The 14,017-nt window shown below is 52.2% G+C and carries 13 protein-coding genes and 2 pseudogenes; 9 read left to right on the top strand and 6 right to left on the bottom strand.

All coding sequences use genetic code 11. From position 1 onward, the window contains the following. Positions 1–5: 5 nt before the first annotated feature. The 4 genes from AC0LWM_RS18585 (at position 6) to AC0LWM_RS18570 (ending at position 3,467) form a co-directional block, all read left to right on the top strand. Entirely contained in the window at positions 6–1,661 is a 1,656-nt protein-coding gene (locus AC0LWM_RS18585; protein ID WP_474676480.1) for an S-layer homology domain-containing protein, read from the top strand. Positions 1,662–1,952: 291 nt separating this feature from the next. Beyond that, entirely contained in the window at positions 1,953–2,657 is a 705-nt protein-coding gene (locus tag AC0LWM_RS18580) for a hypothetical protein (protein WP_474676479.1), read from the top strand. Beyond that, on the top strand, positions 2,650–3,216 hold the full coding sequence (locus tag AC0LWM_RS18575) for an RNA polymerase sigma factor (RefSeq protein WP_474676478.1): 567 nt from the start codon (positions 2,650–2,652) through the stop codon (positions 3,214–3,216). Before AC0LWM_RS18580 ends, AC0LWM_RS18575 begins: the two co-directional genes overlap by 8 nt. After that, positions 3,213–3,467 (top strand): hypothetical protein, encoded by a 255-nt coding sequence (locus AC0LWM_RS18570; RefSeq protein WP_474676477.1) that lies wholly within the window; start codon positions 3,213–3,215, stop codon positions 3,465–3,467. The genes AC0LWM_RS18575 and AC0LWM_RS18570 overlap by 4 nt, the downstream gene beginning before the upstream one ends. Positions 3,468–3,536: 69 nt before the next feature. On the opposite strand, the pseudogene AC0LWM_RS18565 reads toward AC0LWM_RS18570, so the two are convergent. Next, positions 3,537–3,875 (bottom strand): annotated as a pseudogene (locus AC0LWM_RS18565) (PilZ domain-containing protein); the annotation flags it as partial. A 63-nt stretch (positions 3,876–3,938) separates the two neighbouring features. After that, positions 3,939–4,817: pseudogene (locus tag AC0LWM_RS18560) on the bottom strand (NAD(P)-dependent oxidoreductase); the annotation flags it as partial. Between the two features lie 175 nt (positions 4,818–4,992). Between AC0LWM_RS18560 and AC0LWM_RS18555 the strand changes: the two are divergent. The 3 genes from AC0LWM_RS18555 to AC0LWM_RS18545 all read left to right on the top strand — a co-directional run bounded on the left by AC0LWM_RS18555 (position 4,993) and on the right by AC0LWM_RS18545 (position 7,678). Further along, entirely contained in the window at positions 4,993–6,342 is a 1,350-nt protein-coding gene (locus AC0LWM_RS18555; RefSeq protein WP_474676476.1) for a glucose-6-phosphate isomerase, read from the top strand. An 86-nt stretch (positions 6,343–6,428) separates the two neighbouring features. Further along, the gene (locus tag AC0LWM_RS18550) at positions 6,429–7,067 is read left to right on the top strand and encodes a YigZ family protein (RefSeq protein ID WP_474676475.1); all 639 of its coding nucleotides are present in this window, start codon (positions 6,429–6,431) and stop codon (positions 7,065–7,067) included. Positions 7,068–7,093: 26 nt separating this feature from the next. Beyond that, entirely contained in the window at positions 7,094–7,678 is a 585-nt protein-coding gene (locus AC0LWM_RS18545; RefSeq protein WP_474676474.1) for a TetR/AcrR family transcriptional regulator, read from the top strand. 117 nt (positions 7,679–7,795) lie between these two features. On the opposite strand, the gene AC0LWM_RS18540 is transcribed toward AC0LWM_RS18545, so the two are convergent. Further along, the gene (locus AC0LWM_RS18540) at positions 7,796–9,181 is read right to left on the bottom strand and encodes a HEAT repeat domain-containing protein (protein WP_474676473.1); all 1,386 of its coding nucleotides are present in this window, start codon (positions 9,179–9,181) and stop codon (positions 7,796–7,798) included. Positions 9,182–9,440: 259 nt separating this feature from the next. Here AC0LWM_RS18540 and AC0LWM_RS18535 point away from each other — a divergent pair, with 259 nt between their 5' ends. Continuing rightward, positions 9,441–9,809 (top strand): DUF4383 domain-containing protein, encoded by a 369-nt coding sequence (locus tag AC0LWM_RS18535; protein WP_474676629.1) that lies wholly within the window; start codon positions 9,441–9,443, stop codon positions 9,807–9,809. Positions 9,810–9,890: 81 nt separating this feature from the next. Here the strand turns inward: AC0LWM_RS18535 and ant(6) are convergent, their stop codons facing one another. The 3 genes from ant(6) to AC0LWM_RS18520 all read right to left on the bottom strand — a co-directional run bounded on the left by ant(6) (position 9,891) and on the right by AC0LWM_RS18520 (position 12,587). Then, a complete protein-coding gene (ant(6), locus tag AC0LWM_RS18530; RefSeq protein WP_474676472.1) occupies positions 9,891–10,742 on the bottom strand; it encodes an aminoglycoside 6-adenylyltransferase in 852 nt (283 codons plus the stop codon). Positions 10,743–10,763: 21 nt separating this feature from the next. Beyond that, a complete protein-coding gene (locus tag AC0LWM_RS18525; RefSeq protein ID WP_474676471.1) occupies positions 10,764–11,675 on the bottom strand; it encodes a LysR family transcriptional regulator in 912 nt (303 codons plus the stop codon). A gap of 156 nt (positions 11,676–11,831) precedes the next feature. After that, positions 11,832–12,587: an SDR family NAD(P)-dependent oxidoreductase gene (locus AC0LWM_RS18520; RefSeq protein ID WP_474676470.1), complete on the bottom strand. Its 756-nt coding sequence runs from the start codon at positions 12,585–12,587 to the stop codon at positions 11,832–11,834. A gap of 230 nt (positions 12,588–12,817) precedes the next feature. Between AC0LWM_RS18520 and AC0LWM_RS18515 the strand changes: the two genes are divergently transcribed. After that, complete coding sequence (locus AC0LWM_RS18515; RefSeq protein ID WP_474676469.1) at positions 12,818–14,002, top strand: M20 metallopeptidase family protein; 1,185 nt, start codon at positions 12,818–12,820, stop codon at positions 14,000–14,002. The last annotated feature ends 15 nt before the right edge of the window (positions 14,003–14,017 follow it).

Raw genomic sequence — 14,017 nt, 5'->3', positions numbered from 1 at the left:
ATGAGATGAAAAAAAGGATACGATGGATCGCGGGCTTGACTGCGGCCGTCATGCTCATGCCTGCGGGCATGGGCATGGCGCATGCCGAAGGCCGTATCGGCATTTCAAAAACGGCGCTGGACCAAACGACGAAAAAGGTTGTGATCGAAGGAACGGTCCAAAGCGGCGCCGGCAAATATATTACGATCAAAGTGGTGGACCCGAAAGGCGACATCGACTACGTCGATCAGACGACAAGCGCGGGCGACGGAAAATTCAGCTTTTCGTTTACGCTAGCCGGCTCGGCCAAAGGAACCTACACGGCGTACTTCGGCGCGGAAGACGTCGTTGAACCGCAAACGGCGAAATTTGATTATAAGGATGACAACACCGGTGAACCCGAAAATCCCGGTCAAGGAAACGGCGGTGGAGGCGGTGCGTGGTCCGGCGGCAATCCGACCAATACCACCCCGGCCAGCACGATCGTATTCCAGCTCCAGACAGACGGCACCGTCAAAGCGGTCATTGCGGCGGAGCTCGAAAAGGACGGTTCAACCGCGGCGGCCGCGGTTACCGATGCAGATGCCAAAAACGCATTGTCCAAAGCGGTTGCGAACAAAGAGGGAATCAAGCGAATCGTTATCGAAATCCCGAAACTTCCAAGCGCCCGCAAATATGCGCTGGGGCTACCTGCCTCGATCGTGTCGGGCGACGCCCATATCGTCGTTGAAATCAGAACGGCGAAAGGTACGGTAGTTTTGCCAGGCAACATGCTGAAACCGGAAGATGCCGGGAAAGGACAAATTCGCTTCGTCATCGGAGACGCATCGCTGGACCCTGCAAAGAGCGAAGCGAAAAACAACATCGGCGTCAGGTCGGTCGTGGAGCTGTACCTGGAGAAGGACGGAAAGAGAATGGCGCCGGAGCTTGCGTTAACTACGATTCTCGTGAAGCTTCCGTATGCGCTGTCCTCCGGGGAATTTGCCGAAGCGATCAAAATTTTGGCTTTGAACGAGCAAGGCGAAGCGAGCATGCTGCCGCAAACAACGTACGACAAATCCGAAGGAACGGCGCAATTCAAGACGGATCGCATGGGCCGATACGCCGTTGCTTTCGCGAAGAAAACGTTCGAAGATATCGGCAAATACCCTTGGGCGCAAAAGGCGATTGAAACGTTGGCTACAAAAGGGATCATCCAAGGCACCTCCGCCACAACGTTTAGTCCGGCAAACAAGGTAACGAGGGCGGATTTTATCCTGATGCTCGTTCGGGCTTTGCAATTCAAAGCGCAAGTCAAGGAACCATTCGCGGATGTGAGCGAGGCGGATTATTATTACGAAGCGGTAGGGATCGCCGAGCAGCTCGGCATCGTCAAAGGGGTGAGCGGCGGCAAGTTTCATCCGAAAGCGGAAATTACCAGACAAGACATGATGGTGATGGCCGCAAGAGCGCTGCAAGCCGCCGGAATGCCGGATGCAAGCGGCTCGCCGGACGATCTGGTCCGGTATAAGGATGCGGGCGAAATATCGGAGTATGCGGCAGCAAGCGTCGCGGGACTAATTTCGAAAGGATTCATCCAAGGCGACGGGGGCCGCATTCATCCGCTTGCGAACGCCACCCGGGCGGAAACGGCAACGTTTATTTACCGAATATATAACGCGGTTGAAGCTGCCGTGAAGTAGTTGAACCGCCATATGGGACCGACTTGAAATGTCGGAGTTGGTTAAGGGGGAACGGCAAGATCGTTCCCTCTTTTCCATTCTCCAAATGTTGAATCCCGCTCACCGTTCCACAGATCGTACGGCTCACGTCCCCGCCTTTATTCTCAAGCAATTGCTTAACATTTGCTTCAACCCGAGCAGATCCTCCGTTTTACAGCAACTTTAAAATTTTTTGACGATAAAATTCCAACACTTCGGCAGGAGAAGCGTTTTGTAAAGTGAAATCAACAATATGATGGGAGCGTGAATGAGATGGAAAACGCGCAGCAAACTGCGAATCAGGAGAAAGTGTTGGAAAATATGGGGGTCCTCGATTTGACGGGGGTGAAGCCCGAGGATTTGGATAACGTTACCGCCATCTGCAACATCGGGGTCGTGATTGCTCCGGAATCACTGAACAAAGTACTGATTAATATTCGCCAAGTGAATGTCGGTGCAACCATTATGGTGCCGGCAACCGCCGGCAAGGTGAAGATCATGTCCGGACAACTCATTGTGGGCAGCGAGTTGTTTGAGAACAGTGCCGGCAAGCCGGAGGATATTCTCGTTATTGTAGGGCAGGTTGTCAGTACCTCGATGATTACGAAATGCGGTTTTAACGAAGTGATGATAGCCGGTCAGCTTATTGTGCCAAAAGGAAGCGAGGCCGCGCTCGGAAGTGCTCTATCGCGTATGATCGGTCAGGTCCTCTATTACAAGAACACAGACAACGTGCGGTATTTTATCGGCGAAGATACGTTTTCGAGCGAATTTTTTGAATTCATCGAAGACAAATTGAGCATGGTGTTCATCGGAGATATCACATTTGAAGACGATGTGACGATTGATGCGGTGAAAAGCAAAGTGTCCGAAATCGTGCTTATTGGAGATATTAGCGCACCCAAAGCGCTAGTTCCGCTGCTGCAATATCTGACAACGACCAAACTGGGAGAAATATCTCCACGAGAAAATGACTGACGAAAGACAACCTAAGGAGAAGCCGGAGATCCTGTTCCAGCGCTTATACCAGGAGCATTCCAGGCCATTGTATTCCTACTTGCTGGGCCGAACGGGAAATCCGGAAACGTCGGCGGACTTGCTGCAAGATGTTTATATGAAAATATGGAACCGCATCGATGCGGCTGAGCGCATTTTGCCGGATGAACGGCTGTACTGGATGTTCTCGATCGCCTCCAATCGGGTCAAGGATTATTATCGCAAAACGCAAAACCACAAGCATGCCGTAACGAAACTGCAGTCGTATGCGAGCGAAGGCGTATCGGGCGATTTGTCGCGAGTCGTAGCGGGCAAAGAGCAGCTTCGGGAACTCGAATCGCATATTCGCGATTTGCCGGAGGAGCTTCGTTCCGTATTGCTCATGAAAACCGTCGGAGGGATGAAGAGCGGCGACATCGGAGCGGCGCTTGGCATTCCTGCCGGAACGGTAAGATACCGGATTTCGCTGGCGCGCCGCCAGCTTGCCGACAAGCTCGGGTTGCTGCATAATGAGAAGCAGGAAAGGAAGGAGAAGGTATGAACAATCATGGGCCGGCGCCGTTGATGTCCGCCGAAGCAGACCGACAGCTGGATGAATTGCTGGATCAATGGGCAAGCTGCGTCAGACTTTCTCCGCAGCAGGAGAATCGCATCTATTCGAATGTGCTAGCCGCATCGGGAAGCCTGAGCTACGAATGGTGGCGTGCTTTATTCGACCGGCTGCCGTTGTATCAGCACCAAAAATTTAACGTCCTTCCAAAGCAGGAGACGCTCTGGGGAAATATAACTTGAAGATGATCATCATGTAAAAAGACCGGGCTGCCTCGAAAAATTCGAAGCAGCCCCTTATTCTTATATTGCTTACCCACGATTCTCCATCTCAATCCGCCTAGCGATATACTGCTCAAGCTGAATGCGCTGATACGGCGGAAGGCCGGACAACGTGCAGCCATAACGGAACAGCTCGCCGCGCGGCTCGATCCGGATGATCTTGCCCGTCATCGGCGGCAGACCGGAATCCTGCGGGAAATGAATGACGATGAACATGTCCCGGGCAAGCGGGTAAGACGATTCGATGAGCAGGCCGGTATCGGACAAATCGTACAGCGTGCCGTTGATCACTTGTCCGGAGAACGCGCCTTCCTGCTCCCACTGGTAAACGGACAGCTGAAGCTCGATGCCCATATGCAGCCTTGCGCTGCGGCGGCGATCCTGGCTGACGGCTTCGGCGCCAGCCGCCTGCTCGTTCTTCGCTTTCCGCTCCACCTTGGCGTTCATCCAATCTTCGTAGCACTGCACGACGGCGGACATGTCGAGATCGCCATAACCTTTGCCGATGCCGGTCTGGAACACGCTTTTGGCCGCTTCCAGCATCGGGGTCGATACCTGCAGATCGCCCGCAAGCGTGGAAGAAAGCTTCAGATCCTTCAGCATCAGCGCCAGCGAAAATTGGTTGCTGAAATCGTGCTCTATGATTTTGCGTCCTTTCAGCTCGGCGGCTTTGCTCTGGGCTCCGCCGGACAATACGAGCTCCAGGAACGGCTCGGGATCGATGCCGGCTTTGGCGGCGATGGCAAAGCCCTCCGCGAGCGCGGCGTTGTTGATGCCGACGATCGTGTTATGCGCGAGCTTCGCAATCGAACCGGATCCGTTAGGCCCGAGGTGGATAATTTTTCGGCCCATGGCAAGCAGCAATTCCGTATGCTCCTGCAGGATTTCCTCGGAGCCGCCGACCATGAACACCAGCGTACCGTCGATCGCCGCCGGTTTGCTGCCCGTTACCGGGGCGTCGAGGAAAGCGACGAAGTGATCGCCGAGATCACGGGCAAGCTTGCGGCTCAGGTCGGGCGATACCGTGCTGCAATCGATCACCGTCAGTCCGGGTTGAATGCCTGCAAAAATGCCGTTCGTACCGTAATACACCTCTTGCAGCGCGGCGTCGTTGCTGACCATCGTAATCAATACGTCGACGGACCGGGCGGTTTCCGCCGGAGTCGGCGCCGTTTCGGCCCCTCGCCGGACAAGCTGCTCCGTCTTTTCGATCGTTCGGTTATAAACCGTGACGGCATATCCATGCTTCAGCAAATTCGCCGCCATCGGCTCTCCCATCGTGCCAAGTCCAATAAACCCAACTGATTTCATTCCGATCACCTCTTATGTTAGGGTCCAAACGCTATAAACGTAGATATTGGTTAATTTTCCAGCCTGTCCATTATATTTTACCATGCTGGCGGCCGCGTGTGAATGAATACTCTTGTTTTCGCATCTAAATTCAAGTATTCTATCCTTAGACTGAAAGGCTGGAGGTAGTTATATCATGGCAAAAAACGTACATTTTGATTACAAGAAAGCGTTATCGTTCGTGCAGCAGCATGAGCTCGATTATTTTGCGGAGCCGGTAAAGCTGGCTCATGAGCAATTACATAACAAAACTGGCGCGGGTTCGGATTATGTAGGCTGGGTCGACCTGCCGACCGAATACGATAAAGAAGAATTCGCCCGCATCCAGCAAGCGGCGAAGCAAATCCAATCCGACTCCGACGTGCTGATCGTCATCGGCATCGGCGGCTCTTATCTCGGCGCGCGCGCGGCGATCGAAATGCTGTCGCATTCGTTCTACAACACGCTCTCCAAGGAGCAGCGCAAGACGCCGCAAATTTTCTACGCGGGCAACAATATCAGCTCCACGTACGTGAAGCATTTGCTCGACGTCCTGGAAGGCAAAGATTTCTCCGTCAACGTCATTTCCAAATCGGGCACGACGACCGAACCGGCGATTGCGTTCCGGATTTTCCGCGAGCTGCTTGAGCGCAAATACGGCAAGGAAGGCGCGCGCAAACGCATTTACGCGACGACCGACCAAGCGAAGGGCGCGCTGAAGAAGCTGGCGACGGAAGAAGGCTACGAAACGTTCGTCATTCCGGACGACGTCGGCGGACGTTATTCCGTGTTGACGGCGGTAGGGCTGCTGCCGATCGCTGCGGCAGGCATCGATATCGAAGCGATGATGAAGGGTGCGGCTGACGCTTCCCGCGAATACGCGAACCCGAATCTGCACGAGAACGAGTGCTACCAATATGCGGCGGCGCGCAACGCGTTGTACCGCAAAGGCAAAACGACGGAAATTCTCGTCAACTACGAGCCTTCGCTGCATTACGTTTCCGAATGGTGGAAGCAGCTGTACGGCGAAAGCGAAGGCAAAGACAATAAAGGCATTTACCCTGCGGCGGTCGACTTCTCGACGGACCTGCACTCCATGGGGCAATTCATCCAAGAAGGGACGCGCAACATTTTCGAAACGGTCATTCAGGTTGCCGACGTGGCGGAACATATTACGATCGAGTCCGACAAAGACAATTTGGACGGCCTCAACTTCCTGACCGGCAAAACGATGGACTTCGTGAACAAGAAGGCGTTCCAAGGCACGCTGCTTGCGCATACGGACGGCGGCGTACCGAACTTCGTCATCACGATTCCGGACATGACGGCGTATTCGTTCGGCTATCTCGTTTATTTCTTCGAGAAAGCCTGCGGCATCAGCGGCTACCTGCTTGGCGTTAACCCGTTCAACCAGGAAGGCGTCGAAGCCTACAAGAAGAACATGTTTGCCCTGCTCGGCAAGCCGGGCTACGAAAAAGAAAAAGCGGAGCTTGAATCCAGACTGTAAAATTTTAATTTTTTGCCTGTCCCATAAGACGAAGCAGCTCATTCCGATGGGCTGCTTTCTTGGCAATATATACGAGGCGAATCCATATGCTTGAACGTTTCCGAACCGTCCGTCAATTCGGCAGCAGCGAAATCGTCATTCGCAAGTCGCGGTTCATCGGTTTTGCGAAACCGGTTGCAACGGAAGATGAAGCGGTTCAATTTATTCAAGAAATTAAAAAACAACATGCGCAGGCGACCCATAACTGCTCCGCTTATATGATCGGCGAGCGGGACGAAATCCAGAAGCAGTCCGACGACGGCGAGCCTAGCGGCACGGCCGGCAAACCGATTCTTGAGGTCATCAAGAACCAAGGATTGAAGAATACGGCAATTGTCGTCACGCGGTACTTCGGCGGCATTATGCTCGGTGCGGGCGGGCTCATCCGTGCCTACACCGACGGTGCCGTCGCTGGAATCGACGCGGCAGGTCCGATCGAGAAGGTGCTTCACCAGGAAGTGTTCGTCGAGATTGATTATACATGGCTCGGCAAAGTGGAGAACGAGCTTCGCAACCGGCAGGTCCGCATGGGAGAAACCCAGTATACGGACAAGGTGATTGTGCATTGCATGCCTCTGTACGCGGGCGCCGATGCTTTCATCGATTGGATGACGGACCTGACGCAAGGCCAAGCGGCCATTCGCCGCGGGGATGCGATCTATCAGATTGAAGGGGATCCGGCGTGACGACATAAGGGGAAGAGGAGGTACTCATGGCTAGAAAAGCGGTCGAGCAGGAATTGACAAGAGAACGAATACTGGAAGTGGCCCGCGACCTGTTCGCGACGAAAGGATACCGCGCCGTTTCGATGCGGAGTATCGGCCAGGAGCTCGGCTACAGCCATGGTTCGTTGTATTATCATTTTAAAGATAAAGCGGAGCTCTTCTACGCGATTGTCGTAGAGGATTTCACGACATTGGACCAGCGCCTGAGCGATATATTGAAGCAGCAGCCGTCCGAAGGTTTCTCTACGCTCGAGAAAGTGATGCTGGAATTTATCCGGTTCGGTCTCGAGAGCCGCCATCATTACGAGATTATGTTTCTAATCAGCGATCCGGAGCTTCAACGTTATTCAAGGCCGGAGCAGACGCAATTATTCTCGCACTTCTCCTCTGTCGTGAGCGAAGCCGCCAGCCATGAGCTTTCGTCCTTTGCAAGCTACGCCAAATTGCCGCTGAGTCTATTCTTTTCGTTACACGGTTTTATTACCCATTATATCCATTCGAACAAATCGTTTATGGAAATTTCCGATGAAGCCCGGGAACATGTCCAATTTTTGTGCAGAGGCTTATGCTGATGCTTCAAAGCTTTAAAGTAACATATTGTTCGAATGCAAATAAAACACCGGAACATCCTCGGCGAGAATTTTTCTCTAATCGAGGACATTCCGGTGTTTTTGCGTAAAGGACTTAGATTAGAACGTGCTTGCCGGCGTCGTTGTCGGGCACCAGCGGGAAACGAGCAAATATTTGAACAATGCGTCGTGCGCTTCTTTGGTGCCGATTCGGTGCAAGGCATCGACGGCGTATGCGCGGACGTAACGGTCGGAATCTTCCAGCGCTTCGATCAGTGCCGGAACGGCTTTCTCCGCCGCGCTGCCGATCCGAAGAAGCGACAAGCAGACGTTGAAGCGAACTTGCTCGTTCTCGTCGCCGAGTGCGCTGACAAGCGCTTCGGTTACGAGCTCGGCCGGCTGTTTGATCAAGCCGAGCGCTTCAACCGCGTGATGGCGGACGCGCCCGGACGAATGCTTGAGCAGCGGCAGCAAAGCTTGAACGGAGTCGCGGACGTCGGCGACGGCGCCGATTTCGCCGAGGGCGAAGGCGGCGAACATTTGCGCCTGCGCGTTGTCGCCGGCCAGCTGCTTCTCGACGGCCGGAGCTGCGGCTCCGCCGATGGCGGCTAATGCGTAAGCGGCATTCCGCGCGATGTCGTCCGACTCGTTGGCGAGCTGGGCGGCCAGCGCTTCGGCTGCAGGCGCGCCGATCGCGGCAAGTTCATACGCCGCGTTGAGCGATACGGATTCCGGCTCGCCAAGCTTAGCGATGAGCGAATCAATCGTTTCCTGCGATGCGGATACAGGCGCGGCTTGTTCGCCTTTCAGCCAATTCCACATATGGCGCCAGATGACGTCGTGGCGTTCTTCCGGATTCTGGCCTTCATAACCCGGCCAATCGCCGCCGCCGTGATTCCAGCTTGGGGCGGTAGGCGCTTCCATGCGCACGAATTGAAATTTCAGCATCGCGCGGTCAAGACCGGACAGGTTGGCGGAGCCGCGATGCCATAGGTCGTATTGAATGAGCGCGAACGTACCGGCTTTGCCGTCGACCATAATGCCGCGTTCTTCCGTATTTGTCGGTAAGCCGTGCGTAAAGGACGAGCCCGGCACGATGCCGGAAGGTCCCATATCCAGCGTCGTATCTTGCGGGAAGTAGAAAATCATCGCCCACCACGGATGATGGTTGCGGATTTTGGCATAACCCCAATAGCTGTCCTTGTGCCAGCTTTGCGGGTTTTTCGCGTTGTGGTGGCAATGGCGGTGCGGATGCATTTTATAGTTTGGTCCCAGAACGCTTGTTAACGCGCCGCGGACAACCGGGTCGTCGAAAAACTTCTGGATTTCCGGAATGCGCGGAAGCACGTTGTTCCCCGGATTGCCTTCAGTCGGGAATACTTCGTTGATTTTGTTTTTAATGCTTTGATGGAAGCTTTCAGGCAGCCCGGATTTCAAAACGACGAAGCCGTCCGCGATAAATTTCTGCATCTGCTCGTCATTCAATAAATATTTGCTGTCGATCATTTTAGGATCACCTCATGAATGGGTTTTGGTTGTAAACTGTACCTTCATTGTAATGAGATCGGCCGCAAAGGAGAATGCAATATATTCACATCGTTTTGCAATATTCTCAGATTGCTGGCATGGACCTGAATCAGCTTCGAAGCCAAGCCCCACTTTGTGGGGCTTTTTTTGGGGGCTTGGATACTTTATTGAATCGTCCATGCATATGCATGTAGAGAAGGAAAGATTCTCTATCGATGAGGAGGAGTGAGGATTGAGCATGAAGTGGTTTGCGCGTTTGATCGGCGTCGCATTTTTGCTCGTCGGCATTTCAGGATTTTTCACCGAGCTATTATTCGGGCTGTTTCACCTCGGCACGTCTCATAACATTATTCATTTGGCGGTAGGCGTGCTTGGCATTTTATCGTCGCTGGAGCTGCGCAATGCGAAGCTGTTCGCTCAAGGTCTTGGGATTTTGTACATGCTGATCGGCGTCTTGGGCGTATTCGTGCCGGATTTGTTCGGTCTGATGCACGTCGGGCTGGAGGATAATTTGCTGCATCTGATCGTTGGCGCCATTGCGCTGTATTTCGGGTTTGTGATCGAGGAGGCTCCTACGCCGGTGCGGTCGGCGCCAAGATCGGCTTGAAGGGAAAAGGCATAGGCGGTTAAGGCAGGCTGTCGATAGGGTCGATAGCCTGCTTTTTTACGTTTCGATATGTAACCAATATTACTGCCCATAATAAATTTTTGCGGTGTACTTTGAGATTGCTTCGTCATAATCCGGATACGGGTATCCGAGACTCGCTGCCACAGCTTTAGAATATTTTCTAAATAACGCATAACAAGTAAATAATGACTTCCACATGTTGGGGTAGCCATTCCCGGAATAGGTCGACAGCAAATCTTCCCAATCTTCACGGGGAAGATAACGATTAATAAATTTATAGTTTTTCCCCACGCTAAACGTATAGCCTTGCGCCATTCCGATTTGCCAAGCCATCATTCGGAGCAAATTCGGCCGGGCAATTTCGTTCAAATGGTCGATCGCGAACAGGATTTCTTTTCTCGCTAATCCTTTGACGACGTAAGTCGAGACCATCCAGAATTCATTGCAGCAATCATCGAATTCGTTTGCAGTCGGCTTTTTAATCCAATACTGTCGGTCGTCTGCGAGCACTTCATCGCGGATAAGCGTGTCCTTATCAAGCAAAACCTGAACCAAACCGTCGCTATTGGTGAAATAATCGTTTGCTTCGTGAATTGGAATAAGGGTCAGGTCGAGTTTATTGCCGTCTTCAAAAAGAATGAGATAGGAAAACCAATTCCCTAATTCTGACGGAAAAAGCTCCATAGCTTCCGGTTTTTGCATCATCATCCGTTTTCCGAAAATGTCGAGCCATTGATCGTTTTCCTTGAAAGAATCCATATCCGTCACAAAATAAGATATATCGAAATCTTGGAATCGATCAGGGGGAATATTTCGGTTTGTTCGCGAACCTTCCAAAGTTACCAATCGGATTCGATGATCATGCATGGCAAAATCTACAAACATATTCATCATTTCTTGCTCGCTTCTCAACGGAACGATCCTCCCTTCATACTACCGGACATTCATCGCGTCAAGCGCATGCTTCAACCGGTCGATAAACAGTCTGGACGCGTTCGTAAAATGTTTTTCCTCCGCACGCAGCCATCCGAGATATATCGGCTTCTGACCTGGAAACTCCAGAGGAAGGGTGAGGATTTCACCGCCTTCGCGTGCCGGAAGGCCGATAAACGAAAAATCCAGTCCCACCGTAGCGGCTGCGCCTTCCATGACGACTTTGCGGATGACATCCGTGTTGTTCGTGGAGAACAGGATGTTAAAGGCGCCGAATTGCGATTGCAGCTCGTCCATATAGGATTGGACGGTTTCATCCTTATATAGGACGAGGGGGTGGCGACCCAACTCCGAAGGATGGACTGACGAGCTTAAAGCGAGCGGAGAGCGGCGGCCGACGGCGACGACCATATGCGCTTCCTTCAGCTTGCCGAACGACAAGCCCGATTGCCTGCTGAAGCCGTCTTCAATTTCTACCGTTAATGCAAGGTCGACCTTGTTGTGGCGGACATGCTCCAGTATTTCGGCGGTGCCCTCTTCGAGCAGTTCAAGGTTGATGCCGGGATAGTCTTTTTTGAAATCCATAATGACATCGATAACGAGGGACAGCGGTCCCGGTATCGTGGCAAGCGCAAGCTTGCCGGTCTGAACCTCGGCATATGCACCGGCCTCGTCTTTCAACTCCCGGACATGGGCTAGAATGTCGATCGCTTTTTTAATGATCCGTTTTCCTTCCGCCGTCGGCACGGATCCCGCTCGGGAGCGGGTGAACAGGACGATGCCAAGCTCCGCTTCGAGACTTGAGACGGACTGGCTGACCGCCGATAACGTAATGTGCAAATTTTGTGCTGCGCCGGTCAAAGAGCCTGTTTTGGCGACTTCGACGACGCACTCCAGTTGTTCCAGGTACATAGCATTTTTCTCCGTTCCATACCGACTCTTAAATGATTCAAACATATCATTTGTGATCGGCCGGGACAAGTTTGGAGGCTTGTAAATGCAAAAAAAGGCCATGACGCAAGCAGTTGGCTGCTCTTCTCACGGCCTTCATATCGTTTATTTTATCGTTTATTTAAATGAAGCATACCCTTGATCCGCCATGACGACACTGCCGTTGATCGCTTCCGCTTCTTCGAGCGAAACGAGGTATACGGTTTTGGCCACGGTTTCGGGTCTCGTTAATTCGCCGCCCATCACTTTCGCTCGCATGCTGTCGAGCATGCCTGCGTTTTTATAGCCTTGGATGATCGGCGTGTCCACCGCTCCCGGAGCGACGGCGACGACGCGAATGCCGTGAGGCGCCAAATCAAGCGCGGCCGATTTGGACATCATAATGACGGCGCCTTTGGTGGCATGATAAGCAAACGTGCCGGGCGAGGCAAGGAATCCGAATACGGAAGCCGTGTTGATAATGACGCCTTTAATGCCAAGCTCCTTCATCTTTCTTCCCGCTGCCATGATGCCGTAGGCTACTCCATGCTGGTTCACGCTAATCGTCCGGTAGTACAAATCCATATTTTGTTCCAAGACCGGACCGGCCCCGCCGATGCCCGCATTGTTGAACATGACGTCGATGCGTCCGTAAGCGGCAACCGCTTGCTCGACAAGCGATTCGACGCTTTCTTGCTTGGATACGTCCACTTGGACGAACATAGCTTCCCCGCCAAGTTGTTTTATCGTTTCAACGGTTTCCCGTCCGCCGGCTTCATTATAATCCGCAACGACGACCCGATCCCCTTTTTTCGCAAATTGCAAACACGTTTCTCTGCCGATTCCACTTGCTCCACCTGTAATGACTGCCACGCGTTTCGTTGTTGTAGACATGACAATTCCTCCTATGCGTGCAATTGATGTAACCACATCTATGATTATAGGCTTGACTATTAATTAAGTAAATTTAAACATAATTAATATTAGTTAAGTTATGTTTAACATTCAATCTTCGTTTGACGAAACAAAGCCCATCATGTTGACATATACCCATTATTTTATTAATATATAACTATGCAAAACATATGTTTTGTATATTAAACAACGTGAGGAAAGGGGATAACATGACAACCCATTATACTTCTATACAACAAATAGCAGATGAACTCAAAGACGAGCTGATTGAAATTCGCAGAGATTTGCATCGTTTTCCGGAGCTGAGCTTTCAGGAGTCCAGGACATCGGGTATCGTGGCGAAAGAGTTGGAGGCTTTGGGAATCGAGGTCCAAGCGGGGATTGGCGGATATGGTGTCGTCGGCGAATTAAAGGGAGCTAAGCCGGGGAAAACCATTGCTTTTCGAGCAGATATGGATGCGCTTCCAATCAAAGAGGAGACGGGATTGCCTTATTCGTCGGCAAGAGAAAACGTGATGCATGCTTGCGGGCACGATGCGCATACGGCGATTTTGATCGGCGCAGCGAAAATTTTGGCTCCATATCGAGAGCAGCTCCACGGAACCGTCCGGTTTATTTTTCAATCTGCGGAAGAAATATTGGCAGGCGCTAAAGCGATGATCGCTGAAGGCGTCATGGATGGCGTTGATGAAATATACGGGCTGCATAACCTCCCGTCACTCGCGGCGGGGAAAATCGCGGTGAAGCCGGGCGTATTGATGGCAGCCATAGATCGAATCGAGATTCAAATCGACGGCAAAGGAGGTCATGGAGGATATCCCGATACTTGCTGCGACCCGATTGTTGCAACTTCCGCCGTCGTTATGGGTTTGCAAACGCTGGTCAGCCGGGAAACGGCGCCGTTTCAGGCTGTAGTCGTTTCGATCGGTACCGTGCAAGGCGGAACGGCAAACAACGTCATCCCCGATCAAGTTTGTCTTACGGGAACGGTTAGAACGATTGATCCCGACGTAAGGAAATCGATGCCCGGCAAGCTCAACAGAATCATCGGCGGAATTGCCGAATCTTACAGGTGCCAGGGGTCCGTAACCTATATCCAACAGGTGAAAGAAGTATACAACCATTCCGACTGTGCGGAAACGGTTAGGGAAGTCGGCGCAAGCATGATTGGAGCCGACCGTTGCGAAACGCCGGTCCCCTTAATGTATGGCGAGGATTTCGCCGAATATTTGGAACATGGCAAAGGATGTTTTTTTTGGCTCGGCTCGGGATGGCAGCACGAAGACGGAACAGATTATGGGCTGCACAGCTCCAAATTTAATTTAAATGAAGATTGTCTTCCTCTTGGATCGGCGCTATTCGCCGGAATCGCAGTTCGACGACTATGTTTTTGATATCGAGACAGGAGG

This window comes from Paenibacillus sp. sgz302148 (genome assembly GCF_056120465.1).
The sequence above is the reverse complement of the archived record's forward strand: the minus strand, read 5'-3'. Positions and strand labels throughout refer to the sequence as shown.

Excerpts from the sequence above, each read along its gene's own strand:
- AC0LWM_RS18585 (WP_474676480.1), top strand. The coding sequence starts at position 6 with ATGAAAAAAAGGATACGATGGATCGCGGGCTTGACTGCGGCCGTCATG.
- AC0LWM_RS18580 (WP_474676479.1), top strand. The coding sequence starts at position 1,953 with ATGGAAAACGCGCAGCAAACTGCGAATCAGGAGAAAGTGTTGGAAAAT.
- AC0LWM_RS18575 (WP_474676478.1), top strand. The coding sequence starts at position 2,650 with ATGACTGACGAAAGACAACCTAAGGAGAAGCCGGAGATCCTGTTCCAG.
- AC0LWM_RS18570 (WP_474676477.1), top strand. The coding sequence starts at position 3,213 with ATGAACAATCATGGGCCGGCGCCGTTGATGTCCGCCGAAGCAGACCGA.
- AC0LWM_RS18555 (WP_474676476.1), top strand. The coding sequence starts at position 4,993 with ATGGCAAAAAACGTACATTTTGATTACAAGAAAGCGTTATCGTTCGTG.
- AC0LWM_RS18550 (WP_474676475.1), top strand. The coding sequence starts at position 6,429 with ATGCTTGAACGTTTCCGAACCGTCCGTCAATTCGGCAGCAGCGAAATC.
- AC0LWM_RS18545 (WP_474676474.1), top strand. The coding sequence starts at position 7,094 with ATGGCTAGAAAAGCGGTCGAGCAGGAATTGACAAGAGAACGAATACTG.
- AC0LWM_RS18540 (WP_474676473.1), bottom strand. The coding sequence starts at position 9,181 with ATGATCGACAGCAAATATTTATTGAATGACGAGCAGATGCAGAAATTT.
- AC0LWM_RS18535 (WP_474676629.1), top strand. The coding sequence starts at position 9,441 with ATGAAGTGGTTTGCGCGTTTGATCGGCGTCGCATTTTTGCTCGTCGGC.
- AC0LWM_RS18525 (WP_474676471.1), bottom strand. The coding sequence starts at position 11,675 with ATGTACCTGGAACAACTGGAGTGCGTCGTCGAAGTCGCCAAAACAGGC.
- AC0LWM_RS18520 (WP_474676470.1), bottom strand. The coding sequence starts at position 12,587 with ATGTCTACAACAACGAAACGCGTGGCAGTCATTACAGGTGGAGCAAGT.
- AC0LWM_RS18515 (WP_474676469.1), top strand. The coding sequence starts at position 12,818 with ATGACAACCCATTATACTTCTATACAACAAATAGCAGATGAACTCAAA.